Source organism: Bacillus sp. AFS059628, assembly GCF_002571225.1.
In the GTDB taxonomy this organism is placed as follows: Bacteria; Bacillota; Bacilli; order Bacillales; family Bacillaceae_G; genus Bacillus_A.
Window position 1 is genome coordinate 47,808 of the sequence record NZ_NVEC01000017.1, and the last position, 25,575, is coordinate 73,382.

The window sequence follows — 25,575 nt, forward strand, 5'->3', positions numbered from 1 at the left end:
ACAAAAACTCCTTTATAGATAGAAGAGGAGTTTTTGTTATGCCATTAGCTTACGAATTAATTCACTCAGTAATTTAATCCCGTTAGTTATTTGCTCTGGAGAAGCATATCCATATGATAAACGAATGTATTGATCTGATTCTTCTTCATAAATACGCCCTGGGTTTAAAAGAATTCCTTTTGATAGTGCCTCTGAAAATAATTTCTTCATCGGAATGCTAGGTATAATCTTTAGCCATATAAAGAATCCGCCGCTAGGAATATCCCACGTTGCAACATATGCACAATACTTATTTAAAGCCCGTATCATGATTTGTCTTCGTTCTTTTAGTTGAATTCTTACGTTCGCTACATGTTCTTCATAAAAACCTTTTTTTATCCATTCAGCAGCAACTCTTTGAGATAAAGAGCTCGATCCATAGTCTGTTTGCATTTTTATATCTGACAATCTATCAATAACAGGTTCGGGTCCAATAATCCATCCAATTCTAAGTCCTGGGCTAAGTGTTTTAGATAGGCTACCAATATATAATACATGTCCATGTTTATCTATCGACTTTAAAGGAGCTGGAGGTGGTTCATCAATCCATAACTCACGGTAAATATCATCTTCAATAATAGGTAACTGTTCCTTTTCACATATTTTTATTATTTCTTTTCTTCGCTCTTTAGACATTAACATCCCTGTTGGGTTTTGAAAACTAGGGATAGAATATAAAATGTTTTTCTTTTGACTATATTTAATGCGTTTTAATAATTCGTTAGGTAAAACACCGTGATGATCCATAGCTATACCAGATAAATTTATATTTGCTGATTGAAATACATGAAGTGAATATAAGTAAGAAGGTTGTTCAAGTAAAACAGTTGATTCTCGATGTAAAAGACCAATTGATATTAATTGCAATGCTTGTAATGCACCAGAGACGATTAATATAGAACTCGGTGACGTATGGATTCCAAATGATTTTACGTATTTACTTATTGCTTCACGTAACGGATAAAACCCTTTTTGTTCTTCGTATCCGAAATAATCTAATTCGTCACTTACGCTTTTCATAATGGACTGCATCGTTTTTAGCGGGAAAAATTCAGGAGCAAGTTCACCTTTACTAAGGTGGATAAGTGTTTTATTTGCTTCTGCTTCATTTATTTCTCGCACCATTAACTTGCTAGGCTTATGAATACCAGCCTTTACATATTCACTCCAATCAGGCGGGGGATTCGTCGCTAATAATGACCATGTATTATTCGTTACAATTGTTCCTGATCCGATTTGTCCTTGAATTAAGCCATCTGCCATAAGTTCATCTAGCGCAGTTATTACAGTACTTCGATTTACATGAAATAATTTAGCTAACTGCCGTTGACTAGGAATCTTACTTCCAATAGGCCATTCTCCGTTTTCAATTTTTTCTTTCATATAGTCTACTATCTGCCGATATTTAGGCAGTTTTTTATTAATTGTCATAAAAAAACTCCCTCGTTCACTTTAAAAATGCTAAGTGGTTGGTTTTTACGATAAGTAACTGGTTGAAGACATTGTATCAACTATTAAATATGATGAAAAGAAATAATTGGTAATTATAAAGTGGTTGGTTTGAAGGGGGAGAAAACATGAATTATAAAAAACGAGATATTCCGATTATTTGTGCTCATGCTTTTACGATTTTAATATGGGGGACTGCCTTTCCGGCAATTCGTATGGGGCTTGAATCTTATACACCTGAGCATCTTACTTTACTACGTTTATTAATCGCTTCATTTATACTCCTGTTGTTTTCTTTTATTTACAAGTTACGGCTACCAGATTTAAAGGATATCCCAGCAATTTTTATGTTCGGTGCGTTAGGATTCACTTTTTATCACATAGCATTAAACTATGGCGAAAAAACAGTAAATGCTGGGTCTGCAAGTTTAATTGTTTCCGTCACACCTATAGTAACGGCAATTCTTGCTTCTGTTTTTTTGAACGAAAAAATGAAATTAAATGGTTGGATCGGTGGGGTAATTAGTTTTATAGGAATTGCTCTCATATCATTTAGTCAAGGAGATGCTATTCAATTGAATAGTGGGGGATTATTTATATTATTAGCAGCTATTTCGGAAAGCCTATATTTTGTTTTCCAAACTTCTCACTTAAAAAAGTACGGCTTTTTACCATTTACCATATATACAATTTTATCTAGTACTGTATGTATGCTTATTTTCTTACCTGGAATGTATACAGAAATACTAGCAGCTCCTCTTGAAGTGAATATGAGTGTTATATATTTAGGTTTATTTCCAACAGTACTCCCATATATCGCATTGGCTTATATCATATCTCATTCTGGTGCTGCCGAGGCAACAAGTTCCCTATATTTAACGCCAGTAACTGCATGTTTTATTGCTTGGATATGGTTAGGAGAAATGCCAACTTTAGTTTCGATAATTGGCGGAGGGATTACTATACTTGGAATTGTGATTGCTCATATACCAGTATTAAGAAAAGAAAAGAATAGGAATTTAGCAAATAATCAATCCGTATAATGTAATTCAATAATAATTTTATGATACTTTTTCATATAGTTTCTTTCTTATGTTGATAAATATAATACTTTATATTTCAGTTAAATATTGTATGTTACATTTTACGTAGTAAGCATTTTAAAAGGAGATGACAACATAATGAATGGAAAAAGAAATATTTTCACATGTATTTCTATTATAGCAATCGGTCTAGCTAGTTTTTCTAATTCTAGTTTCGCGGCAAGTGTAACGGACAATTCAGCACAAAATTCTATTCCCGTAGTTAATCAACAAGTAGCTGCTGCAAAAGAAATGAAACCATTTCCCCAGCAAGTTAATTATGCAGGTGTTATAAAACCTAATCATGTTACACAGGAAAGTTTAAATGCTTCTGTAAGAAGTTACTACGATAACTGGAAAAAGAAATATTTGAAAAATGATTTATCTTCTTTACCTGGTGGTTATTACGTAAAAGGAGAGATTACGGGTGATGCGGATGGGTTTAAGCCACTTGGAACTTCAGAAGGTCAAGGATATGGGATGATAATTACGGTATTAATGGCTGGTTATGATTCGAATGCTCAAAAAATCTATGACGGTTTATTTAAAACAGCAAGAACTTTTAAAAGCTCTCAAAATCCTAATTTAATGGGATGGGTTGTCGCAGATAGTAAAAAAGCACAAGGTCATTTTGATTCTGCTACTGATGGGGATTTAGATATTGCGTATTCCCTTCTGCTTGCTCATAAGCAGTGGGGATCAAATGGAACGGTTAATTATTTGAAAGAAGCACAAGACATGATTACAAAAGGTATTAAAGCTAGTAATGTTACAAATAATAACCGACTAAATTTAGGAGATTGGGATTCTAAAAGTTCACTTGATACGAGACCATCTGATTGGATGATGTCACACCTTAGAGCATTTTATGAATTTACAGGTGATAAAACTTGGCTTACTGTTATTAATAATTTGTACGATGTTTATACGCAATTTAGTAATAAGTACTCTCCAAATACAGGGCTTATTTCAGATTTTGTTGTGAAAAACCCACCACAACCAGCACCTAAAGATTTCTTAGATGAGTCACAGTATACAAATGCATATTATTACAATGCTAGTCGGGTACCATTAAGGATTGTAATGGACTATGCGATGTATGGAGAGAAAAGAAGTAAAGTTATCTCTGACAAAGTCTCTTCATGGATTCAAAATAAGACGAATGGAAATCCTTCTAAAATTGTGGATGGTTATCAATTAAATGGATCAAATATAGGTAGTTATCCAACTGCTGTATTTGTGTCACCGTTTATTGCTGCAAGTACAACGAAAAGCGATAATCAAAAGTGGGTAAATAGTGGATGGGATTGGATGAAGAATAAGAAAGAAAGTTACTTTAGTGATAGTTATAATTTATTAACTATGCTATTTATTACAGGTAATTGGTGGAAACCAGTACCTGATGATAAGAAAATAGAAAACCTAATAAATGATGAAGCTCAAAAAGGATACGATAAATAACAGGGTATTCTTTTTAGTAAAAGGAATTAGCACTATGCTAGTTCCTTTTTAATATTTCGTGAAGCAATATAGGTTTACAATTAAATAAAGAAAAATTTAATAAGATCATGTTGTAGGTTGTTGTTGGAAAAGGGAGAATATGTCACTCTGTTGAATATAAAAATACAACTTATTTATAAAGGAGCCTAAAATATTGAATATCCAGTTAAAGATTGTTACGAGAGCAAATTGGGAAGATGCATTAAAATTACAAGTTAAAGAAGAGCAAAGAAAATTTGTACCAACTGTAGCAGTTTCACTTGCTAAAGTATATATAAAACCAGATGGTGACAATGTAGAATACATACCATTTGCGATATACGACGGCGAGCTAATGGTTGGTTTTGTAATGCACGCTGTTATAAAAGAGACAACTGATATGTATTGGATAAACGGCTTTATTATCGATCAAAAGCAGCAAGGCAATGGGTATGGAAAAGCAGCATTACAGAAAAGCATTTATTTAATAAAAAATACATATAAGGCGTGTAGAGAAATAAGGTTAACGGTACATAAAGATAATGTCTCTGCAAAGAAATTATATGAACATTACGGTTTTCAACCATTGGGACATGATTATGATGGGGAGCAAGTGTATCGTTTATTTGTTTAAGTATTATAAAGTAAAGGTGTGAAAGGAAAGATGCAATTTTCGGAAGTGAAAATCGAAGTGTTTATTCCTGAAGAATACATTGAGATATTGCGGGATGAGCTAAATAGAATTGGTGCTTGTAAAACAGGAAAATATGACCATTGTCTTTCCTATAGTTCCGTGAAAGGATACTGGAGACCATTAGACGATGCAGCACCTTTTAACGGAGAAATTGGTCAAATATGTGAAGGGAACGAATGTAAAATTGAAATAAAGTGTAAAGAGGACCTTGTAAAGGATGCACTTAAAGTGATTAACGAAATTCATCCGTATGAAACCCCTATGATTTATATTATACCGATATTAAATGACTATTTTAATCAAATATAAAGTAAATGACTGGGAGGAAGAAAAATTGAAAAATAAATTTCATCATATTGTGCGAGCTGTATTGATAAAGGATAAAAAATTGTTAGTGGCTGAATATATTGGCCATCATTATTTTTTACCAGGTGGTCACGTTGAAGTTGGCGAATCGGCTGAGAATGCATTAATAAGAGAATTGCGAGAAGAACTCGGAGTTAACTGTAGTATAAAACAATTTTTAGGCGTAATAGAAAACAAATGGGAAGACCGAGAAGTTCTTCATCATGAAATTAATCACATTTTTGAAATAGATTCACAAGAGTTACATAATGATTTCATACCAAAATCTAAAGAGTCTCATTTAGCGTTTCACTGGATAGATTTTACTCAAGAAGCTTTAAATACTTATAAAATCATGCCAGCGCCTTCAGTTAAAGAGTTGCTAGAAAGAAAATTAAGCGATGAACTACTAAACTGTTGGATTAGTAATTTTTAAATACCTCTATTAATAATAAATTTGTCTACCGAAAAGGAATTAAGAAAATAGGCTAAAAAACAAGGTACATCACCTAGTGTAAGTTCATATTTTGTTGATGTACGCATTTAGTCTATAGTCTTGTTTCTACCTTGTTTGCAAAATTATACGAACTTTAACATTGGGACGGAATTTATTTTTATAAATGGAGGGTTTCGTAATGAATCAGTTTCAACAAGAACTACAATCATTAAATCTTAATGATTATCAATCTGGTAATGTTGTGTATTGGGATCAACTACAACAAAATCAATATCCATACTATTACATTCAAGACGATGCACGTCGTTGCGGCGGATGCGGTGGTTGTGGTGGACGCTGTGGCGGATGTGGCGGTAGATGCGGTGGTTGTGCAGGTCGTTGCGGCGGATGCATAGGTTGTGCGGGATGTTTCGGTTGCTTTAATTGCTGGAACTGGTGGATCATTTAAGTATAGAACATCAAAGCTAGTTTACTTGAAAGAAAGGTGTGAATACTATTTTGCACTTTTCTTTCAAGCTGTAATTTTTATGCGTATTAAGGGGGAATTATTTGTATACATATGATAAGTTAATTTCTTGGGTAGAGAATATAAAAGAAAAAAACCATAGTTCTGCAACGGCACTTTGTATTATAAAAGATAACAAAATTGTACTAGAGTATTATAGTGGATATCACTCAAATGCATCGAATAATAAAAAAGTATCAGCATCTTCACAATTTAACGTTGCTTCTGCGAGAAAAAGTTATTTAGGATTAATGATAGCGTATGCGCTTTACGAGGGGAAAATAAACTCTATTGATGATGAAGCGATAAAATACTTTAAAGACTTTGATCCTGCATTGCTTGGTAAAACAACGATAAGACATTTAGTAACACATTCGCACGGATTAGAAGAAACGAATGACGGGACAATTTTTCGTGAATTTGAACCGGGGCAAGGATGGGCGTATAGAGATATTAATGTAAGAATGATGACACGTCTTATTTACCAGCTATATAACAAAAGTTTTCCTGAATTGTTAAGAGAGCGTGTGTTTAGACCTGCTAATTTTCAAGAAACAGGTTGGAGAGTTCAGCAAGATGAAAATTTAGTTGACGTTGTTAATAATCCAAATGAAGACGCGATTAGTGAAATTGGTACGGTAGATGACGGTACTGAAAAAAATCTATTTGTCTCAGCTAAAGAATTTGTGCAGTGGGGCAATCTTCATTTAAATCAAGGTATGATAGATGATAAACAAATTGTTCCAAAAGAAGTTATAAAAATCGCTACGAGTTTGCAGAGTCCAACATTTATAAACAAAGAGCTACCACAAAATGGGGTGTTTTGGTTCATCCAAAATGAGCCTGCACAATTAAGCGAAATTGGTGAACGTGTTTCAAAAGGGTCGTATCAAATATTAGGGATTACTGGACCGACTATTTTAGTAATACCTGAATATAATGTAGTTGTTGCAAAAATGTATAACAAAAGATATAACTACGGCGGTGATAATTATTTATATTATTTACGTGAATTCAGCAATTTAGTCGCTGATACATTTCGTAACGGTAATGGGGCATAATTACTCCTATAATGAAAAGGAGTGAGAGAAAGTGAAAGATAAAATGAATAAAAACAAAAAGCAAAACATTAAAGGTGTAAATACAGAACAAAATGCAATTTATAGCGATCCGAAAGATGCGGCTAATATGCAAACGGTACCGCAGCCGAAAGATTTTGATGAAATTGAATATTAATTTTTTCGTTCATCCGACTATATGATGAATAAAAAATACATCTTAAGTCCCATCACATGATTGAAATCTTTTGGTACTCTATATACATAAGCATTTGAAAATGTCTTATCTTAACAAAGCTTTCTTTAAGTAAATCTAATATAACCTGCAGAAAGACACTTCATTATGGAGTGTCTTTTTGTGTACATGAATTCAATTTCCATTTTTCATGCAGTATCTTACTTCTTATGGTGGTTATACTAACTGTGAAAATTCATGTCATGATAAAAGAAGGGGACAGTTAGTATGAAACAAACCTCTATAAATCCGTTACTAATTGTTCTAGGTACAATCATTGTTCAAATTGGTCTTGGGACAATTTATACATGGAGTTTATTTAATCAACCCCTTGTTAGTAAGTTTGGATGGAATCTCAATGCAGTTGCAATAACTTTCTCCATAACAAGCTTTTCTTTATCATTTTCAACCTTATTTGCAGGAAAGTTGCAGCAAAAATTAGGGCTTCGAAAACTCATCGCTACTGCTGGGGTTGTGCTGGGACTCGGTTTAATACTTAGTTCACAAGTTTCTTCCTTACCATTACTATATTTATTAGCTGGTGTAGTAGTTGGTTATGCCGATGGAACTGCTTATATTACTTCATTATCTAATTTAATTAAATGGTTTCCAAATCGAAAAGGACTTATTTCTGGTATATCTGTTTCTGCATATGGAATGGGCAGCTTAATTTTTAGATATATAAACGGAAGTCTTATCGATAGTCTTGGTGTATCACAAGCATTTTTATATTGGGGGATTATCGTTTTACTTTTAGTATTGACTGGATCGTTCTTCTTACGTGAAGCAATAGTAAGTAACACTGTAACTGAGACTTTACACAATGATTATACACCTCGTGAAATGATGCGAACGAAACAAGTATATCTTTTGTTTTTTATGCTATTCACATCGTGTATGGGCGGTCTATATTTAATCGGTATGGTAAAAGATATCGGAGTGCAGCTCGTTGGACTTAGCGCAGCAACTGCAGCTAATGCCGTCGCAATGATTGCAATTTTTAATACAGTAGGTAGAATTGTTCTTGGCACGTTATCAGATAAAATTGGCCGCATGAAAATTGTTTCTGCAACATTTATTATTATTGGATTGTCAGTCTTTACTTTAAGTTTCATCCCACTAAATTATGGCATTTATTTCGCTTGTGTAGCAAGCGTTGCATTTTGCTTTGGTGGTAATATCACAATCTTCCCAGCAATTGTTGGAGATTTCTTCGGATTAAAAAACCATAGCACAAATTATGGGATTGTATATCAAGGTTTCGGATTTGGTGCACTTGCAGGAGCGTTCATTGGAGCTTTACTGGGGGGATTTCAACCGACCTTTATTATAATCGGTGTTTTAAGCGTTATTTCCTTCATTATTTCGATATTAATTCGTCCGCCAAAAGCAGAAAACAAAAAAGAAACACGACATTTATATCGGAAAGTAGCTTAATTTAAAAAAGAGTCCTTGTGTATAGGGCTCTTTTTATATTACAAAATAAGTAAAAATGATTTGACAAGGTAATAAAGTAATTTATTTCTTTAGCAACTAAGTAGCAGATTAGTAAAATATTCATATTGTTTTATAAAGGCACTGAAGTCATGTTATAAACCTACATTAACCACCTTTGTTATTAGATATGCAATTCATTTGTAAACCATTATTTTATTATAAAGGTAGTTGGCTTATATTGGTTACAGCTATAATTTCTTCTTTTATCGCATTCACTTCAACAAATATTGATGACATTTTTATACTTCTTGTTTTATTTTCACAAGCAAGAACAGGAGTAATTAAGAAAGAAGGTAGAACTGTCCGAGGAAAAACTAAAATGAAAGAACTTTATATTGTTATTGGACAATATTTTGGGTTTAGTTTCATTATTTTCCTAAGTATCATCGGTTCTTTAAGTGCTTTTTTCATGCCTGTTTCCTGGATCGGATTATTAGGATTCGTGCCAATTTATATGGGAGTGAAAGGACTATTGTCACTTCATTCTTATAAAAGTAATCAAGTCACTGATAACGCTTCTAGTTCAATATTTAAAGTAGCTTCAATTACATTAGCTAATGGAGCTGATAATATTTCGATTTATATATCAATGTTTGCTAGTCAAAATCTTAATGCCAATATCGCTACATTAGTAATCTTTTATTGCATGATAGCAATATGGTGTTTTATTAGCTACAAATTGTTAAGAGCTCCTATATTAGCTAAAGTACTTGAGAAATATTGTCATATTATCGTTCCAATCGTTCTAATTGGTTTAGGCATGTTCATTCTTTTTCGCAGTAATACAATTGAATTATTGTACTAATTAAAAAGAATCAAACGCGGTAAAAAACCATACTACAGATAAAATGTAGTATGGTTTTTCTTTATATTAGTGAAATGACGACTATTAAGTTAGACAGGATATTACGATTATTAAATTGAATAGATACTTTAAAAGGAGCGTGATAATTAAAATGAAAATAGTAAAACAATGGATCCAGGAAGATAGTGATTACATAAGAGAAAAAGTAATTGAATATAACCAAAAACATATTTCGGATGAAGAGAAAAAGCCTTCAGAAAAAATTAGTTTTATAGTGCGAAATGAAAAGGAAGAAATTGTAGGCGGAATAACTGCAATTACATTTTGGCACCACGTACATGTCGATTTCCTTTGGGTTTCTGAAGAATATAGACACGCAGGCTACGGAACCAAGTTATTAAAACTTATTGAAGAATTTGCAATTGAACAAGAGTGTAGGCTAATCAATTTAGATACTTTTAGCTTTCAGGCACCTGCGTTTTATAAAAAACATGGATATAAAGTAATTGGAGTAAGTGCAGATCACCCTAAAGGGCACAATCGATACTATTTAGAAAAAAGGTTAGAAATTATATAGAATCCAAAAATGAATTTATCAAAGTATAAAGAGCGTACGTTGAATAGTTGCTTTCAAAATACGTTCTTTTTTATTTAGTAATAAAGAGATATCGATTATTACCTTTACTAAGCGCAGATAAATGAAATACTCAATTAACTTTTTTATATTTTAAAATGATTAAATGGTAGAATGTAACAAAGGCAGAAAATTCTTGTTATTAAAGGTGGACTTAGATGAAAAAAGTAAATGTTACATATGCACTTTTATACGATACAACAAATGAAAAGATCTTAATGGTAAAAAACAAAGGAAAGAATGGTTCTTATTACACATTACCAGGTGGCGCAGTTAAATTTGGGGAAACGTTAGAAGAGGCAGTCATTCGAGAAGTGAAGGAAGAAACTGGGCTACATATAACTGTAAACGGTATTTGTTACATTAGCGAAGCTTTTTTTGAAGAGAGAGGACACCATGCAATTTTCTTTAATTTTTTAGGGGAAATAATTGGCGGGGAAACAAATATATCAAGACCAAAAGAAATTGAAGAGATTACTTGGATGGAATTACATAGAGCAGCACCACATTTACGTATACCAGAACACTTATTAAATACATTACAAAGGAAAGAAACAGTACCTTACTTTTTTAACGGAACAATCGTTCATCAATCTTCATAAAATTATCATATTATGTAAGGCGGGGGAAAAATGGATTTTATCGTTAATCATAAACAGTTCACTCAAGCACTTTCAGAAGTAAGTAAGGCTATATCTACGAAAGCTATAATCCCTATACTATCCGGTATAAAAATAACTGCAGATCAATCCGGAATTACTTTAATCGCAAGTAATTCAAACATTTTCATTGAAAAATTCATCCCTAGTTCTACTGAAGACGACCGAATAACAACTATATTAAAAGCAGGAACTATAGTAGTACCTGCTAAATATTTTATTGAAATTATAAAGAAAATGCCAAGCCATGTAACAATAAAAAGTAAGGATGAGCAAATCATTACGATACAGTCAGAAGAAATCACATTAAACTTAAATGGACTTCCAACATACGAGTTTCCGAATGTACCACTTATAAACGATCATGCAAAAGTTCAAGTAGAAATAGAGCAATTAATTGAAGTGTTTAAACAAACTGTCTTTGCGGTAGCGAAAAATGAATCTAGACCTGTTCTTACCGGTGTTCATTTAGAGTTAGATCAAAATAAATTAACTTGCGTAGCAACTGATTCACATAGACTTGCTATACGCGAAATGATAATTGCTACAGATGCGAAAGCAAGTTGTATCGTACCAAGTGCAACTATTAGCGAACTGCTAAAATTAATGAGTAGTAATTCAGAATTCGTATACATCTATCTTTCAGAAAGTCACATTATTTTTACATTCGGTACAACTACATTATATTCAAGACTAATTGAAGGGAAATATCCTAATATATCTAGTTTAATTCCAAATGACTTTCAAACAGTCATTAACATAGATAGAAAAAAGATTTTACAAGGCGTAGATCGATCAAGCTTATTAGCAAGTGAATGGGCAAATAACAATGTTAACTTAGAAATTGTAAACGAATCTACAATTAAAGTTTCTTCTAACGCTTCTCAGATTGGAAAAATATATGAGACACAACAAGTAGATGCAATTCAAGGTGAAAAACAATTAAATATATCTTTCGATGGACGATTTATGTTAGATGCTTTAAAGGCAATAAAAGAAGAAACGGTTACTTTAAGCTTCAGTGGTTCTATGAGACCAATATTAATTGAAGCAGGGACACAATCTGCAGCAGTACATCTTATATCTCCAGTGAGAACTTATTCATAACAATGGAAGGAATCACTTATGTACAAGCATACTTTATGTTTTATAAAAAGAAATGAAGAGATACTTATGTTAAATAGAGAATATGACCCTGTAAAAGGATTGTGGAATGGGGTAGGGGGAAAGATAGAAAAGGGAGAAATACCTTTAGAAAATGCAATTCGTGAAATAAAAGAAGAGACTAATATAGAAGTTTCGCATGACCAAATTCAATTTAAAGGCATTATTAAGTGGGAGGATTCTTCATATTCTGGGGGTATGTATCTTTATCTAATAGAGCTAATGAATGAATTTACATATCAAACTCCAAAAAAAGTAGCAGAAGGAATTTTAGATTGGAAAGAGATTTCTTGGATTTTAAGCGACTATAATTACGGCGTAGGAGAGATGATACCAAAATTTTTATATGAAATACTCCATAATGAATTAATATTAGAACACAACTTTGTTTTATCTAATCATAAATTAATAGATTATAGGAATGAAGAATTAGCTAAGCAGGAAAGTTCTATCGATAATATAGTTCAATTATAAAAAGAAGGAATTGTAATCTATCATACACAGCAAAATAATTATAACTCAAATGATTCGAAGAGTAGCTAAGGAGAAAATTCAAATGGGGATGAGTGTAATGAAGAAAATAATTATTTTACTCATAGCTGTAGTTTTAATTACTTTTGCTTTTTATCAATACAACCAAAAAGATAGTGTAGCTAAAAATGATAAAGTGTATGTAGAAGACTTTAAAGGTAAAAATGATTCAATCAAAATACAATCTGCTATTAATAAAGCAGAATCTAGTAAAATTAAAACAGTATTACTGGATGATAAGAAGTACAAAATCACCTCACCAATTACAGTGAAACAAGATGTAAAGTTATTATTTGGGTATGGAACACAATTTGTTGTGGAAGGTAATTTTAGAGTTCTAGAATTAGAAAAAAATGCTTCTATCGAAGGAGCCTATATAGCTATAGACGATCCTACATTTAATTCTGAAGTTATATATTTAGATGGTAAAAATAAGTATTATAACTCGTGGCACAAGACACAAATAAAAGATATAAATATTATTAATTGGACAGAAACAAATAAAGGTACCGGAATTTCTTTATACTCCGCTGAAAAAGAAAATGAAATTTCGTTTGTTAACTTTGAAAACGTTAAAGTTGTGGGAATGGAAACTGGACTGAAATTAATAGCGAAAAAACCGAGCAGCGGACAAGCTTGGATAAATGCTAATCGTTTTATGAACTTTTCTTTAGAAGACTGTGTAAATATGATTTATATAGATAGTCAAGTAACTACGCCAAATGAAATTAGCGGAAATCAATTTGCAAATCTACAAATACAGCCATCCAGTAAAACGAAAAATATATTAAGAGTAAGTGGACAGCATAACGAGTTCAGGGGAATGGTGTGGGATTTGCAGAGAATCAATCATGAAAAGGAGCTTATTGAACTAACTGAGAAGAGTATGAATACAGTGATTGAAATGCCCAGCGTACCAGCAAATAGAATTTTAGATAGCGGGAAAGCTAATATAGTAAAGTAATATTTTTATTTATGAATTCACTTCTAAAAAGCAGATAAAAATTTTAGACAGGAGATTCAATATGTGGAAAACAAATATTATCAAAACTACTAGAGGCAATTTTGAGTATTTTGTGAAGGGAGAAGGTCCGCCTTTATGCGTTACACATATGTATAGCGAGTATAACGATAATGGAAATACTTTTGCAAACCCGTTCACTAATTTTTATAGCGTATATTTAGTTAATTTAAAGGGTTGCGGTAATTCAGATTTAGCAAATACCGATTCCCAATATAGTATGATGGAAACGGTTAAAGATTTAGAAGCGATTCGGGAAGCTTTATATATTAATAAGTGGGGGTTTGCTGGTCATTCAACAGGAGGGATGTTAGCTCTTGTATATGCGACTGAAGGACAAGAAAGTTTAACGAAAATAATTGTTGGTGGCGCAGCAGCGAGTATGGAATATGCATCTCACAAAGATAGTATATACTGTAGTAAAAATGAAAATTTTAATAGAATCATATCAATTATGAATGCATTAAATGATGATAGTACATTACAAGAAGAAAGAAAAGTATTAAGTAAAGAGTGGGCACTTATGTCTTTTTATTCTGAAGAAAAGCTTGAAGAGGCATTGAAATTGCCGAATAGTGGGAAGACAGTTGGCAATCGGTTAAATTATTTTAGACAAGTTGAATATAAAGATTATGATGTTCGTCAGAAACTTAAATTTATAAAAATTCCAAGCTTTATATACTGTGGTAAGCATGATGCACAATGTCCCTACATATTTTCTCGTGAAATAGCAAATTTAATCCCGAACGCAGTATTAACTAAATTTGAAGAAAGTAATCATAATCCATTCGTTGAAGAAATAGACAAATTTAATCAGTTTGTAAAAAATACATTATAATTAATAAGAAAAAAAGCGAATCTTCTATATAAGACAGATTATAAGACAGATTCGCTTTTTATTATAATTAGATTTTTCGCCACCAAGCATACCTAGGATAGTCTGTAGATTTTAACGTAATAGATTCGCCAATTTGAGGCGTTGTAATTTTAACTCCTAAACGGTTAGCTTCTTTCGTAACACGTTCTATAGGGTCACTCCATTCGTGTAAAGCTAATGTAAAAGCACCCCAATGAATCGGAAGAAGTAATTCTCCTTTTACATCAATATGTGCTTGCACTGTCTCTTCTGGCAACATATGAATAGCAGACCATCTCGGATCATATTGTCCGCATTCCATTAACGTAAGATCGAATGGACCGTACTTATCACCAATTTCCTTAAAGTGAGGAGCATAACCGCTATCACCACTAAAGAAAACTTTTGTCTCTTTCCCTAAAATAAGCCATGAACACCATAACGAACAATCTCTATCTGTCATACTCCGTCCAGAGAAATGCCTTGCAGGTGCACAAACTAATTTTATATTATCAAATATAACTTCGTCCCACCAATTATGTTCACTAATTTTACATCGCATCAATTTTTTGAAGGTTTTCACGTTCTAAAGAAAAAGCACCACAATAACGTTTACTATTAAACAGAGGAAATGGGGAAGAGGCATCTCCAAACATCGGGTCTAATAACAATGTTTTACCTTCTATTTTCACAAGGGAAGGAGAGTGCCCAAACCATGTCACACTCTCTAAAGACTCATTGTTTTTATCCGATAAAACAATGGGTAATTTCTTTAAAGGACGCAGCTTTGATTTCATTTTAAAGTAATCAGTCATTAAACCGATAATATCTTTCGGTTTAAAAGTTACATCAGTATATTGTAGCTATTTGTAGTTTAAACGAAATTAATTTACCTTTCATCTTTAATGCTGTACCTTTCATAAATTTGTCGAATTCATTATTCTTATATACAAAAAACAAATCATGCAGCAGTTAAAACGAATATAAAGTAAATGTAAATTGTTTTAATTTGGTAAATAATTTCTTGCAAACAACAAAGAACATACGTTTTGTTATATGTTATAGAAGAAAATACGTCTCTAATTATTAAAAGGAAGGAGAGAATGTAAGTGCAAATAGAGAGAAAAAAGAAATCAAAATGTAAACTATCAAAACCTGAAATTATTCATCTGTATGTAGAAGGAAAGAGTACCTCAGAAATCGCTATGCTTGCCAATGTGTCTGCTAGGTACATTCGTATGGTTTTAACAGACAATAACGTTCCAAGGCGTGCTATAGGGAGTTGGAAGAGGAAGTATGACATATCAGAAGATTATTTTAAAACATGGTCAAATAACATGGCTTATATTTTAGGATTTATAGCAGCAGACGGTGTCATACAAAAAGAAAATCAATGTGTCAGTATATCTCAAAAAGAAAGTTACATTTTAGAAGATATAAAACAAGAACTAAACACAAAACAGCCACTGTATCAAAATAAAAAAACAGGCGTATATATGCTAAACATTAATAGCAAAACAATAAAAGACGACCTTATGAACATTCATGGAATTAAGCCGTGTAAATCTTTTAACATTGAATTTCCATTTTCACAATTTACGAGCTGATTTACTAAATCAAAACAAACATTATCGCCTTATTTTACCTGGAAGAAAATCAATACAACTATTTTCAAATTTAAAAAATGATAATCAATTTAAAATAGAGTATGAAAAGATTAGTTTGACAAGTTCCACTAGCGATAACTAAATATAAAACTCTAGAAAACCTTAGTATAGATATGAAGATAGCAATACTAAGGTTTTTAATTTGAAATCATTAAAGGATTCTTAGTTTTATTTATAGAACATAACAAATACATAGATTTTATAATTAATTTGCTAAAAAAGGAGAGGGACACCTTGCAAAAGAAATTTATCAATCCAGAAACGATGCCACCAACTTTTGGATACTCGCATGTAGTCGAAGTTAGTAACGCTAAACGAACAATTTACATATCTGGACAAGTAGCGATTAATGCTGATGGTCAAATAGTTGGCGTTGACGATTTAGCTACACAAACGCGACAAGTATTCGAAAACCTCAAAAGTGCATTAGAAACTTCGGAATTAAAATTTAATGATGTAGTAAAATTAACATTTTTCTTAACAGATATTTCTCAAATGGCCATTGTTAGAGATATACGAGACCAATACATTGACACTAAAAATCCTCCAGCAAGTTCGGCTGTAGAAGTTAAAAAGTTAATTAACGATAACTTATTAATTGAAGTCGAAGCAATCGCTGTAGCAAACTAATTTTAAAAACTTATTCGTCATCATATCAATGCAATTCGTTTAATGCGTTCATTTAAAACGAATTGCATTTTTTATTGTCTAAATATAATTTATATCTGGAGACATTTTCATCAACAACTTATAAAACAACAAAAAACAAACAACTAAACAATCCATCACGCAAAATGCTTAAAAAGAACAAGGGGAGGCTAATCACCAAAACTAACATTCAATAAGTTTATTATTTTAAATTAGTTAACATAATATATATTATAGGCAGTTATAGAAACAAAGCGATATCAGGTATCAAAAACCAAGTAAACTATACTTAATGAGACGAAACGGAGATTTTTAGTGAGATTTATACGAAATCTTATCTAAACGAATTTCTACAGTTTTGATCATTTTTTTGTTATAAATCTATCACAGCAAATTTTAAACGATTATTAATTAAGCTTTAACGAATCAAATTTTTTTTGATCGATAAGAAATTTTTTATACAGAAAAATTATTTCTATACAAAATATAAATTATTAAATTCATTTTATGTTTTACTTAATGAATTTATATTGCTATTTACACACGTTATTTAACTTTACATTATTTGTTGTTATTTCTGTTATTTGAGCTTGACTTTTATTGTACTTACCGTTCTTCATTCTAGTTGACATAACGTTTATTTTTAACTTAAAAAATCTCCCTCACCTTCAGGAAGATTTTTTAGCTTGCTAGTATTTCAGTTATATACTCTTAATAACAATCCCAATTATAAATTACATTGGAAAAATCTAGATTTAACAAATCGTCTTTCTTTATAAAGAAATTAGCAACACCAGAATCTCCCCACATAATATTTAATGAATCGTCTGTGTCGATTTGTAGTAATAATACCTCATGTTGCTGGTATTTTTCTTCCCATTCCCTTGGATCTGTCTGTGTAAAAAATGGGTACCCACCAATTTTATGTCCTTGATCTTCACATAAATCATCATATAGTTCGCCTAATTCTGTATTATTTTCTTCATCAACAATTTCTTCCCAATCAATTTCCTCACTAAACATCTTTTCAAATCGATAATCTCTTGATGTTACTGGTTGATAACCTAATTCAAACTTTAATTTTGCTGCTTCGGGAATAATAAAGCCCTCTAATTCTAAAGTGTTTAAATAACTAAAATCAGTAATTACCTTATTTAAATCTTTTATAATTGTCGAATGATAAATAATTCGAAAGTCTTTTTGGGCTGTTGGATGATCAAAATCTGCTCCGTAAAGTTCATCATCAGCACTTACGAAAAACTGTAACATTCCCTCTTGAGGCATGTATTCAACATGCGGCATTTCTTCAAAGTTTAGCTGCGCAAGTAACATCATAGGTTGTCCATTTGAATCTTTAGGATGCTCATGATCTATAGGTAAATACGGATAACCACCAAACTTACTCTCAAAAAGTGTTGTCTCTGCTAATGTTCCAGACACGTTAATATACGGTTTCACACTTTCTTCTAAAATAGTACGATACTGCTCTAGTTTTTTTGGAATTTGAAGTTGATACGTATTCTTCATTGCATTTGCCTCCCTTTAATAATGAATTGAAAATGCCTTACTTAATTATATAGCAAAAGATAGCTTCATTAAAAACCGTTAAAAATCCGTTTTTACCCTCGTTTTTTGCGCACTTGGTGGACAAAGTAAATTATGTTCTAAAACCTTTTTATTAATAGTTCGAATTAAATTCGCTGCTTCTGCAGTATTTGTATTTTCTTTTAGCTTTTCTTTTAAATCATCAATTTCCTTTGAAAGCTCAATCCACCTAGGTAATACATGATTATTTTTCAAAGTTCTATACAGTTGCTTTTCAGGATTGTACGAAAGATCTTTATCTAGATTTAGAGGCTTCCCTTTACCAGGTAAATTATCAAAAGACCCTTTCTTTTCTGCTTCTTTCACGATAGAACTAATATGGTCCTCATACGTAAAGGTCCAAACCTTCTCATCTTTTACTAAAATCTCTTGCTTTTTTAGTTTTTTATCTAGTTCTTCTTGATTCATAGAATCTCTCCCCTTTATATTTTATAGAAGTGTTTTTGTAGATTTTAATGCTTTTAACCCATCGAATAACTTTTCTCGCCACCAAACACTGTCATGACCGCCTTGAAACTCTTCATAAGTAAATTTGGTATTCCTTTTCTTTTAAAGCTTTATACAGGCGTCTATTAGCCGTTAAAAGAGGTTTGTTTTCAATTTCTCCTGCTGCTATATAAAAATGAGGTTTAGTTGCATTTGAATTTATAGTTGAAATTTGATTTTCAATCCAAGGAATTTTATTTTCATACCCATCTTTTTTCCAATGAACGGATCCAGACATTGACAGCACGTTCCCGAAAATGTGTGGATTTTGAAGCGTTGCATAACAAGCTGCTAAGCCACCAAGACTGAAACCGGCAATTGTTGTATGTTTTGCTTCTTGATGCACACGATACTTCGCCTGAATCCACGGAAGTAATTCCTCCTTGAAAAATGTATTCATTTTATCGTTATAAGTTAGCTCCTCTAGGCGATTAACTGAATCTATAGCAACAGCAATACAAGATGGGATTTCTTTTTTGTAAATTAAATAATTGAGTGTTTTTGCGATTGAAAGGTCATTAATGAATGAATTTCCATCAAATACAATGAGAAGTTCTTGAAGATGTGAAGTGTGAGAATAATCATGAGGCGTATAAATATGAATTTTACGTGTGTTATTTAAAATCTTACTATGAAATGAATATGTTTCAATTTTTCCGGATGGATAATGATTTGAAGGAAAACGACTGCTATATTGCACCTCCATTCCTATGTTTAACAAAGACGCTTTATTGGTACCCTCTCCAAATGTACTTTCATTAAATTGGTCTAATCGATACTGTTCACTACGCTTTATCCAATCATTTTCGAAAACATCGTTTACTGAAAAATAGTACGTTGAAATAAAACTCTTATCCGTCCTAAACGTTGCATACCAAATATCTGTCTGTAACAACCGTTGTAGTTGATTTACAGACAGATCCCAACCAGGAAAACTACCGAATACATAAACGTTTTCAGTTTTTCGGTCCCCTAACCAAATATATGTTATAAGCTTATGCTGACTTGCTACAGGACATTGTTCTATTAGTGGCGTACTATTCGACTTTATTTCATGCAATAAAGTATAAAAAGCTTGCTCGTTTCCATTCTTTAATTGATTAGTAAGCTCCTCTAACTTAGGACTAATTATTGAAGTCACCCATCTTCCTCCTTTGTATTTCTTTTTACTAGATTGCTTTTATGAAATTTAGGATTAGGATGTTATGTATGTAGATGAGTTATTTATTAGAAAGTTTATCAATTGCCTGAATAGACAGTTCTAATGCTTTTATCCGTCTTGTTAAAAGTGTTCTTTGAGGACTTCCAGCTTTAGACTTATCATAGGCCCTCTCTATTGATGGAAGCAAACCAGTAAGGATATTACGAGCTTCTGCTAGCTCTTCTTGGCCATACTGGTGATTTTCTTGATTCCAAATATTTTCTAGTACTGCTAACCCTACGCAAACTGCTTTAAGTCGTTTTTTTACTAATGTAGTATTTGCACCTTTTTGAGTCATTTGTGATAGTGCATTTTCAAGTTTACGAATTGTTGATTGTAAAGATTTTATTGATTCCAATTTATCTATATTTGATACATTTTCCATGTTAATGTTGTCCCTCCTGTCTTAATTTCACTCGAAATATTTTAACATAAATAACTAACGATATTCGAGTAGGACAATGCATTAAAGGAAAACAATTGCTAAACGCTTCTCCTCCCTTACTGTATTTTATATGTACTTCTTTCTGCACTTTAAAATCCCTATATAAACAAGGTATTAAAATTGTATTTTTTATGAACAAAAAATGCACCCGTACGTTTATATTTTTATTCAGTAAGATAATATAGTAATAATTTTCGTGTCTTCTCATAATTCATGAAATCTCTATACAAAATGGGATACTTCACAATTTCCGTTTCTAGAAAACGATATTGCGGAAACCATTCATAAAACGATTTTCTTAGCCACTGTATTTGCTGAAACGAAATATTCTTTTCTTTTTTATTTAGTACAGAATTTAAAGTACCTGCTGTATACATCCAATAATGATTAAAAACAGCGTTTATACAGTCATCTTCGGTAAATTTACTTTTTAAGTCTCGCTGCAATTTTGCAGTAGCACGATACGGAAACGATTTATGCAGTGAACTATACATTTTCTGCAATTCATTAAAAATAACTTTTTTTCCTATTAGCAACTTTCCACCCCTTTATTTCTCTATCCAACTTAATAATTTTTCATAATGATATTGAGCATCTGTATAGCCAAGATTATATAGGTTAACAAGTTTCTCTTTATTCCTTTCTATTCCGCTTATAGGAAGCTGTACGCTAGGCTGAATGACATAAAAATTGTCTTTTTGTTCTATTCGATTCATATAAGATATCGTCTCATTATAAAAACGATAATGTTCTACTAAAGACTCTGCGATATTCGGATATTTTCTATATAAAATTTTAGCTAGTCCAGAAAACTTATTTCGCTGCTTCTCATATCCTACTGGTTTTGTCATAATTACGACGTTCTTTTGATAACCATCAGTTTGCGCTTTTAAAACCGGTATAGGATCTATAATCCCTCCATCTAGCAATTTCCGATTATCATATTCTACAACAGGTGCTATAAATGGGACCGAGCTTGATGCACGAATGATTTTTAAAATATCATTGCCATGTTCTATTTTATTGTAATAAACTGCTTTTCCAGAATCACAATCCGTCGTGCCTATAACAAACTGCTCCTTTGAGTTTAAGAAAGTATGAAAATCAAATGGTACAATTTTATTTGGTACTTCATCAAATAAAAAATCCATTCCGAATAATTCACGTTTTCGTATCAAATTTCGATAAGATATATAACGGTGATCTGATACGAGCTCTGTATTTACTTTTTTATTTCTTCCTTTTTGGCGTGATAAATAAGTGGCTCCCATACATGCTCCAGCCGATACACCGACTACATAAGGAAAGTATAAGTTCTTTTCCATAAAATATTCGAGTACGCCCGCAGTATATAATCCTTTCATTCCTCCGCCCTCTAATACTAAACCGATATTTTTCATGCTATATCCCTCTGCTTCTATTTTCTTACTTATATATTAGCATAAGATATTAAGATGAGGTTATATAAAAGGGTTACAACAATAGCCAGAAACTACTAATGTAATATCATAACTTCACATCGAGTTGCATGGTACAATATAAGTAACACAATCCACAAATAATGGAGGAGGAATTTCCTATGGGTTTATTTAGCGGTATTTTAGGGAATGCATCAAATGCGAGTACAGAAAGTGTTGAACGTGATTTAGAGAAGATTATGTTAAACGATGAGAAAGTTGAGCATGCTTATAAATTAATTCGTGATTTAATCGTATTTACAAATCGTCGTCTTATTTTAGTAGATAAACAAGGGATATCAGGTAAAAAAACAGAGTATCATTCTATTCCTTATAAAAGCATTACACAATTTAGCATTGAAACAGCTGGGCATTTTGATTTAGATGCTGAGCTTAAAATTTGGGTATCTAGTTTGAGTACGCCAATTACGAAAGAATTTAAAGGTGACGATAGTGTTTTAAGCATTCAAAAAGCGTTAGTAACATATACGACGAAATAACGCCTTTTTGTATGTTTATTCATTTCTAAAATTACTAACCCGATTATTTTGGAAGAATATGCATAGATTTTGTATATTTAATCTTAGGTAACAGAAAAAGGTAAAGCATATTTCAAATGCTTTACCTTTCTTTTTTGTAATAAACAAGTGTAGTTTTATCATTTAATTTCTTTGTTACTTCTGTTCTTTTATATCCCATCTTTTCGTATAGAAAACAATTTCTTTCTTCTTCTAAAATCATAGCAAGTTCAAAGCTTCGTGCTTCTGGAAACATCTCTTCAATTAAAATAAGTATCTGCTGAGCAATTCCTTTCCCTTGATAGATTGGATGAATGAACATTGGACTAATCCCAAATTTATATGGTATTTCTTTTTTGGAAATGCATATCGCTCCAGCAAGGTTCGAATCAAATATAATCTTATAAAAGTTATTACTTGGATTATTTATCCTTAAAATCGTTTTTTCAATAGATTCATTCGCTGGATTTGTTTCATAGTCTTTATATTTATTTAATAAAGGGTTAAACGATTCTATTTGCATTTGAAATAAAGCTGCTGCATCATTTTCTGTCGCCTTCTTTAAAGTAATCTTCATGTTACCAATTTAGTCGCTTTCTTAATGAAGTAATATGAGCTGTATGATGACGTCCGTGCCATGCATATAGTCCAATTGCAGCAGCAAGTTTTGTTTCGCCTGTTTCTGGATGATTAAATGTCTTTTCAAGATCTTCAAGTTCTAGAGAATATAAAAGGTTAACCCATCTTTTATGTAATGAATCTAACATTACTAGTGAAACATCTACTGGTAATTGAGAATCAGGTAGTTCTGCCCACTTTTCTTCTTTATACGGTTTAATCGTAGGGTTCTTTTCTGTTAGTGCTAATTTAAAGCGTATGTAGCTGTTCATATGGCTATCAACAACGTGATGGACTACTTGACGAACCGTCCATCCACCAACTCGATATGGCGTATCTAACTGCTTCTGATCTAAATCTTTAATAGCCTTTGTTAGTTCATTTGGTAAATCTTCAATTTCTTGAATCCATGTATCTATCATTTCTTCCGTTATAGGGCGTTTGTATGTAAATTGCCCAATTGGATAACGTAAATCATTCATGAATAAGTCCCCCTTATTATAAGCGCGAAGTATTTCTCCATATATAATGTACAAATTTCACATGTTCTCCATTTAATTCTACAAATGTTGTATCTGCTTCGTTTTGATAGGAAGAAAACCCGCTTTTTTCTAATACACTTTGTGATGCGAGATTATTAGTAGTTGTTTTAGCATGAATCTCATTAATTTTATTATTTTTCGCTACTTCTAAAACTAATTTTACAGCTGCTGTTGCAACTCCTTTTTTAGTAAACTTTTCTCCAACTCGATAACCTAGCGAACTGCTTCGAGTTTCTGTATCAATATCCACTAAATTTATTCGTCCTACAATTTCTTTTTTTTCATTACGAATTAAATAAAAATAGGAATCTCCATCCGCCTGTTCTATTAATAAATCGTCTAGTAGTTTTTGGAAATATTCAAAATCGAAATATTGCGAGCCACGATTTGGTACCATTGTTTCAAAAAAAGATTTATTCGTAAGTTCAAATGTAAATAAATCTTTAGCATCGTGTTTCTTTAATTGTTCTATGTATATTTTCATCTCGATTACCCCTTCTATATCTACTAACTGTTATATATTCTTTTTTAATCAACTATTTTCCTTCTATTTCTTTCGCTTCAGTAATACAGCAAATAACACTTTCGGATGAAATAGGTGCAATGGACTACGAATTAAATTCATCACTCTTACTAATCGAATATAAACGTCAGAGTCAATTGCAGATAGTTGATATATTTGTTTCGTATACCATAGCTGAAATTTTTGCTTTATCGTTAATTCTCTTTTTAACTGAGGATGACGCGATATCTCCGTTGTAGTCATCTCCCATGGAGTTTGTATGATATGAGCAGTTTCTTTATAAAACTGCTGTGTAAATGCTTTATCAAGCTTTTGTTTTCTTTGCAAAAGTACCTGTAATTGGTAAGCTTCCATAGCAGCAACTGAAACACCTTGACCGAAAACAGGGTCGAAACGACAATGTGCATCCCCAACTACTAACAATCTTTCGGGTAGATTATCCACTAAATCAAATCGCCTACGTACTTGATATGGAATTTTGTACGTTTTGGTATGTGAAATGGCTTCAGCTTTATTTAAAAAATCAGTAACATTAGAGATTGATAGGTTTTCAGCAAAATTATAAAATTCTCCATCTGTTTGTGGTGCTTTTTCATTTGCATATCCGCTGAAAGTAACAAAATAACGATTATCCTCAATCGTTTGAATAAGAACGCCATACGGATTGTCAGGGAAACTTGGAGACATTAGCGTATTACAGTAGTCTAATTTCTCATTTTCTTTAAGTTTAAACATTCTAGTTGTGTAAAATAAATCAATACGCGCTTTCTCTTCCTGCACTTCGATATTATATTCGTGTAACCATGCTATACTTTTTGAACCGAATCCACTTGCATCAACAACTATATCTGCTTGAATTTCTTCTTGTGTACCAGTCTCTAAACATTTCGCTTTTACTCCACATACTTTATTACGTTTTCCATCTATTAATAACCCTTCAATCACTGTCTCATATTTAATAGTAATATTAGAAACCTGATCTATTCGTTTTTGAATATGCCATTCAAGCAAAAATCTACTTTGTTGAATCATATGTACTTCTCCTGTGAATGGTTGTTTCCATAAACCAAATTGATGCCATTTTAAATCACGAGTAAAGTTATGTACGACACTACCTGCTTCTATTAATTCATTCGTAATATTAGGAAACAATTCCTCAATGGCTTTTTCTCCACCTTTTAATAACACATGAGGATGATTACTTTGTGGTACTCTTTTTCTCGAAGACTTTCCATCCCATCTTTCACCGGCTTCTATAATGATTACTTCTTTAAAAGCAGTTGATAATGCTTTTGCTGCGAGCTTTCCTGCGATACTTCCGCCAATAACGATAGCTTTATTAAACATATTTTCCC

General features: G+C 32.0%; 27 protein-coding genes and 4 pseudogenes. 19 read left to right on the forward strand and 12 right to left on the reverse strand.

The features are described 5' to 3' along the window. Nucleotides 1-36 precede the first annotated feature (36 nt). Entirely contained in the window at nucleotides 37-1,470 is a 1,434-nt protein-coding gene (norG, locus tag COL05_RS07420; protein ID WP_098668113.1) for an efflux pump transcription regulator NorG, read from the reverse strand. A gap of 146 nt (nucleotides 1,471-1,616) precedes the next feature. On the opposite strand from norG, the gene COL05_RS07425 reads away from it, so the two are divergent. The 16 genes from COL05_RS07425 to COL05_RS07500 all read left to right on the forward strand — a co-directional run bounded on the left by COL05_RS07425 (nucleotide 1,617) and on the right by COL05_RS07500 (nucleotide 14,492). Then, complete coding sequence (locus COL05_RS07425) at nucleotides 1,617-2,531, forward strand: DMT family transporter (RefSeq protein WP_098668114.1); 915 nt, start codon at nucleotides 1,617-1,619, stop codon at nucleotides 2,529-2,531. Nucleotides 2,532-2,669: 138 nt separating this feature from the next. Then, nucleotides 2,670-4,031: a family 8 glycosyl hydrolase gene (locus COL05_RS07430; RefSeq protein ID WP_098668115.1), complete on the forward strand. Its 1,362-nt coding sequence runs from the start codon at nucleotides 2,670-2,672 to the stop codon at nucleotides 4,029-4,031. Between the two features lie 193 nt (nucleotides 4,032-4,224). Beyond that, a complete protein-coding gene (locus COL05_RS07435; RefSeq protein WP_098668116.1) occupies nucleotides 4,225-4,683 on the forward strand; it encodes a GNAT family N-acetyltransferase in 459 nt (152 codons plus the stop codon). Nucleotides 4,684-4,713: 30 nt separating this feature from the next. Further along, nucleotides 4,714-5,052: a divalent cation tolerance protein CutA gene (gene cutA / locus COL05_RS07440; protein ID WP_098668117.1), complete on the forward strand. Its 339-nt coding sequence runs from the start codon at nucleotides 4,714-4,716 to the stop codon at nucleotides 5,050-5,052. A gap of 25 nt (nucleotides 5,053-5,077) precedes the next feature. Further along, the gene (locus tag COL05_RS07445) at nucleotides 5,078-5,524 is read left to right on the forward strand and encodes an NUDIX domain-containing protein (RefSeq protein WP_048525719.1); all 447 of its coding nucleotides are present in this window, start codon (nucleotides 5,078-5,080) and stop codon (nucleotides 5,522-5,524) included. A 199-nt stretch (nucleotides 5,525-5,723) separates the two neighbouring features. After that, nucleotides 5,724-5,993 carry a heterocycloanthracin/sonorensin family bacteriocin gene (locus COL05_RS07450; protein WP_098668118.1) on the forward strand — a complete coding sequence of 90 codons (270 nt, stop codon included), beginning with the start codon at nucleotides 5,724-5,726 and terminating at the stop codon, nucleotides 5,991-5,993. Nucleotides 5,994-6,094: 101 nt separating this feature from the next. After that, nucleotides 6,095-7,111 (forward strand): serine hydrolase domain-containing protein, encoded by a 1,017-nt coding sequence (locus tag COL05_RS07455; RefSeq protein ID WP_098668119.1) that lies wholly within the window; start codon nucleotides 6,095-6,097, stop codon nucleotides 7,109-7,111. A gap of 31 nt (nucleotides 7,112-7,142) precedes the next feature. Further along, nucleotides 7,143-7,286: a hypothetical protein gene (locus COL05_RS31200; protein WP_098668120.1), complete on the forward strand. Its 144-nt coding sequence runs from the start codon at nucleotides 7,143-7,145 to the stop codon at nucleotides 7,284-7,286. Nucleotides 7,287-7,571: 285 nt separating this feature from the next. Beyond that, nucleotides 7,572-8,780 carry an L-lactate MFS transporter gene (locus COL05_RS07465; RefSeq protein ID WP_098668121.1) on the forward strand — a complete coding sequence of 403 codons (1,209 nt, stop codon included), beginning with the start codon at nucleotides 7,572-7,574 and terminating at the stop codon, nucleotides 8,778-8,780. A gap of 238 nt (nucleotides 8,781-9,018) precedes the next feature. After that, nucleotides 9,019-9,645 carry a cadmium resistance transporter gene (locus COL05_RS07470; protein ID WP_098668122.1) on the forward strand — a complete coding sequence of 209 codons (627 nt, stop codon included), beginning with the start codon at nucleotides 9,019-9,021 and terminating at the stop codon, nucleotides 9,643-9,645. A gap of 151 nt (nucleotides 9,646-9,796) precedes the next feature. After that, complete coding sequence (locus COL05_RS07475; RefSeq protein ID WP_098668123.1) at nucleotides 9,797-10,222, forward strand: GNAT family N-acetyltransferase; 426 nt, start codon at nucleotides 9,797-9,799, stop codon at nucleotides 10,220-10,222. A 215-nt stretch (nucleotides 10,223-10,437) separates the two neighbouring features. After that, a complete protein-coding gene (locus COL05_RS07480) occupies nucleotides 10,438-10,881 on the forward strand; it encodes an NUDIX hydrolase (protein ID WP_098668124.1) in 444 nt (147 codons plus the stop codon). A 30-nt stretch (nucleotides 10,882-10,911) separates the two neighbouring features. Continuing rightward, on the forward strand, nucleotides 10,912-12,045 hold the full coding sequence (dnaN, locus tag COL05_RS07485; protein WP_098668125.1) for a DNA polymerase III subunit beta: 1,134 nt from the start codon (nucleotides 10,912-10,914) through the stop codon (nucleotides 12,043-12,045). Nucleotides 12,046-12,063: 18 nt separating this feature from the next. Beyond that, nucleotides 12,064-12,576 carry an NUDIX hydrolase gene (locus tag COL05_RS07490; RefSeq protein WP_098668126.1) on the forward strand — a complete coding sequence of 171 codons (513 nt, stop codon included), beginning with the start codon at nucleotides 12,064-12,066 and terminating at the stop codon, nucleotides 12,574-12,576. Nucleotides 12,577-12,658: 82 nt separating this feature from the next. Further along, nucleotides 12,659-13,597: a hypothetical protein gene (locus COL05_RS07495; RefSeq protein WP_098668127.1), complete on the forward strand. Its 939-nt coding sequence runs from the start codon at nucleotides 12,659-12,661 to the stop codon at nucleotides 13,595-13,597. Between the two features lie 61 nt (nucleotides 13,598-13,658). Next, nucleotides 13,659-14,492 (forward strand): alpha/beta fold hydrolase, encoded by an 834-nt coding sequence (locus COL05_RS07500; protein ID WP_098668128.1) that lies wholly within the window; start codon nucleotides 13,659-13,661, stop codon nucleotides 14,490-14,492. A gap of 67 nt (nucleotides 14,493-14,559) precedes the next feature. On the opposite strand, the pseudogene COL05_RS07505 reads toward COL05_RS07500, so the two are convergent. After that, nucleotides 14,560-15,337: pseudogene (locus COL05_RS07505) on the reverse strand (MBL fold metallo-hydrolase). A gap of 282 nt (nucleotides 15,338-15,619) precedes the next feature. Here COL05_RS07505 and COL05_RS07510 point away from each other — a divergent pair. Then, nucleotides 15,620-16,187, forward strand: a pseudogene (locus tag COL05_RS07510) (LAGLIDADG family homing endonuclease); the annotation flags it as partial. A 224-nt stretch (nucleotides 16,188-16,411) separates the two neighbouring features. Next, entirely contained in the window at nucleotides 16,412-16,807 is a 396-nt protein-coding gene (locus COL05_RS07515; RefSeq protein ID WP_098668129.1) for a RidA family protein, read from the forward strand. Between the two features lie 729 nt (nucleotides 16,808-17,536). On the opposite strand, the gene COL05_RS07520 is transcribed toward COL05_RS07515, so the two are convergent. The 6 genes and pseudogenes from COL05_RS07520 to COL05_RS07550 all read right to left on the reverse strand — a co-directional run bounded on the left by COL05_RS07520 (nucleotide 17,537) and on the right by COL05_RS07550 (nucleotide 21,962). Further along, on the reverse strand, nucleotides 17,537-18,352 hold the full coding sequence (locus COL05_RS07520; RefSeq protein ID WP_098668130.1) for a YwqG family protein: 816 nt from the start codon (nucleotides 18,350-18,352) through the stop codon (nucleotides 17,537-17,539). Between the two features lie 78 nt (nucleotides 18,353-18,430). Continuing rightward, nucleotides 18,431-18,838: a DnaJ family domain-containing protein gene (locus COL05_RS07525; protein WP_098668131.1), complete on the reverse strand. Its 408-nt coding sequence runs from the start codon at nucleotides 18,836-18,838 to the stop codon at nucleotides 18,431-18,433. A 21-nt stretch (nucleotides 18,839-18,859) separates the two neighbouring features. After that, nucleotides 18,860-20,057: pseudogene (locus COL05_RS07530) on the reverse strand (alpha/beta hydrolase-fold protein). 79 nt (nucleotides 20,058-20,136) lie between these two features. Beyond that, nucleotides 20,137-20,502: a hypothetical protein gene (locus COL05_RS07535; RefSeq protein ID WP_098668133.1), complete on the reverse strand. Its 366-nt coding sequence runs from the start codon at nucleotides 20,500-20,502 to the stop codon at nucleotides 20,137-20,139. 224 nt (nucleotides 20,503-20,726) lie between these two features. Continuing rightward, the gene (locus COL05_RS07545; protein ID WP_098668134.1) at nucleotides 20,727-21,098 is read right to left on the reverse strand and encodes a YxiJ-like family protein; all 372 of its coding nucleotides are present in this window, start codon (nucleotides 21,096-21,098) and stop codon (nucleotides 20,727-20,729) included. A gap of 12 nt (nucleotides 21,099-21,110) precedes the next feature. Further along, nucleotides 21,111-21,962: a patatin-like phospholipase family protein gene (locus tag COL05_RS07550; RefSeq protein WP_098259337.1), complete on the reverse strand. Its 852-nt coding sequence runs from the start codon at nucleotides 21,960-21,962 to the stop codon at nucleotides 21,111-21,113. A gap of 179 nt (nucleotides 21,963-22,141) precedes the next feature. On the opposite strand from COL05_RS07550, the gene COL05_RS07555 reads away from it, so the two are divergent. Next, entirely contained in the window at nucleotides 22,142-22,519 is a 378-nt protein-coding gene (locus COL05_RS07555; RefSeq protein ID WP_048525747.1) for a PH domain-containing protein, read from the forward strand. 121 nt (nucleotides 22,520-22,640) lie between these two features. On the opposite strand, the pseudogene COL05_RS07560 reads toward COL05_RS07555, so the two are convergent. From COL05_RS07560 to COL05_RS07575, 4 genes and pseudogenes are all read right to left on the reverse strand, one after another. Continuing rightward, nucleotides 22,641-23,114, reverse strand: a pseudogene (locus COL05_RS07560) (GNAT family N-acetyltransferase); the annotation flags it as partial. 1 nt (nucleotide 23,115) lies between these two features. Beyond that, nucleotides 23,116-23,637: a YfiT family bacillithiol transferase gene (locus COL05_RS07565; RefSeq protein ID WP_098668136.1), complete on the reverse strand. Its 522-nt coding sequence runs from the start codon at nucleotides 23,635-23,637 to the stop codon at nucleotides 23,116-23,118. 16 nt (nucleotides 23,638-23,653) lie between these two features. Continuing rightward, nucleotides 23,654-24,181 (reverse strand): GNAT family N-acetyltransferase, encoded by a 528-nt coding sequence (locus tag COL05_RS07570; protein ID WP_098259335.1) that lies wholly within the window; start codon nucleotides 24,179-24,181, stop codon nucleotides 23,654-23,656. A gap of 63 nt (nucleotides 24,182-24,244) precedes the next feature. Next, nucleotides 24,245-25,567 carry an FAD-dependent oxidoreductase gene (locus COL05_RS07575; protein ID WP_098668137.1) on the reverse strand — a complete coding sequence of 441 codons (1,323 nt, stop codon included), beginning with the start codon at nucleotides 25,565-25,567 and terminating at the stop codon, nucleotides 24,245-24,247. Nucleotides 25,568-25,575 lie beyond the last annotated feature (8 nt).

Excerpts from the sequence above, each read along its gene's own strand:
- norG (WP_098668113.1), bottom strand. The coding sequence starts at position 1,470 with ATGACAATTAATAAAAAACTGCCTAAATATCGGCAGATAGTAGACTAT.
- COL05_RS07425 (WP_098668114.1), top strand. The coding sequence starts at position 1,617 with ATGAATTATAAAAAACGAGATATTCCGATTATTTGTGCTCATGCTTTT.
- COL05_RS07430 (WP_098668115.1), top strand. The coding sequence starts at position 2,670 with ATGAATGGAAAAAGAAATATTTTCACATGTATTTCTATTATAGCAATC.
- cutA (WP_098668117.1), top strand. The coding sequence starts at position 4,714 with ATGCAATTTTCGGAAGTGAAAATCGAAGTGTTTATTCCTGAAGAATAC.
- COL05_RS07450 (WP_098668118.1), top strand. The coding sequence starts at position 5,724 with ATGAATCAGTTTCAACAAGAACTACAATCATTAAATCTTAATGATTAT.
- COL05_RS07465 (WP_098668121.1), top strand. The coding sequence starts at position 7,572 with ATGAAACAAACCTCTATAAATCCGTTACTAATTGTTCTAGGTACAATC.
- COL05_RS07475 (WP_098668123.1), top strand. The coding sequence starts at position 9,797 with ATGAAAATAGTAAAACAATGGATCCAGGAAGATAGTGATTACATAAGA.
- COL05_RS07480 (WP_098668124.1), top strand. The coding sequence starts at position 10,438 with ATGAAAAAAGTAAATGTTACATATGCACTTTTATACGATACAACAAAT.
- dnaN (WP_098668125.1), top strand. The coding sequence starts at position 10,912 with ATGGATTTTATCGTTAATCATAAACAGTTCACTCAAGCACTTTCAGAA.
- COL05_RS07490 (WP_098668126.1), top strand. The coding sequence starts at position 12,064 with ATGTACAAGCATACTTTATGTTTTATAAAAAGAAATGAAGAGATACTT.
- COL05_RS07495 (WP_098668127.1), top strand. The coding sequence starts at position 12,659 with ATGGGGATGAGTGTAATGAAGAAAATAATTATTTTACTCATAGCTGTA.
- COL05_RS07500 (WP_098668128.1), top strand. The coding sequence starts at position 13,659 with ATGTGGAAAACAAATATTATCAAAACTACTAGAGGCAATTTTGAGTAT.
- COL05_RS07520 (WP_098668130.1), bottom strand. The coding sequence starts at position 18,352 with ATGAAGAATACGTATCAACTTCAAATTCCAAAAAAACTAGAGCAGTAT.
- COL05_RS07525 (WP_098668131.1), bottom strand. The coding sequence starts at position 18,838 with ATGAATCAAGAAGAACTAGATAAAAAACTAAAAAAGCAAGAGATTTTA.
- COL05_RS07535 (WP_098668133.1), bottom strand. The coding sequence starts at position 20,502 with ATGGAAAATGTATCAAATATAGATAAATTGGAATCAATAAAATCTTTA.
- COL05_RS07550 (WP_098259337.1), bottom strand. The coding sequence starts at position 21,962 with ATGAAAAATATCGGTTTAGTATTAGAGGGCGGAGGAATGAAAGGATTA.
- COL05_RS07555 (WP_048525747.1), top strand. The coding sequence starts at position 22,142 with ATGGGTTTATTTAGCGGTATTTTAGGGAATGCATCAAATGCGAGTACA.
- COL05_RS07565 (WP_098668136.1), bottom strand. The coding sequence starts at position 23,637 with ATGAATGATTTACGTTATCCAATTGGGCAATTTACATACAAACGCCCT.
- COL05_RS07570 (WP_098259335.1), bottom strand. The coding sequence starts at position 24,181 with ATGAAAATATACATAGAACAATTAAAGAAACACGATGCTAAAGATTTA.
- COL05_RS07575 (WP_098668137.1), bottom strand. The coding sequence starts at position 25,567 with ATGTTTAATAAAGCTATCGTTATTGGCGGAAGTATCGCAGGAAAGCTC.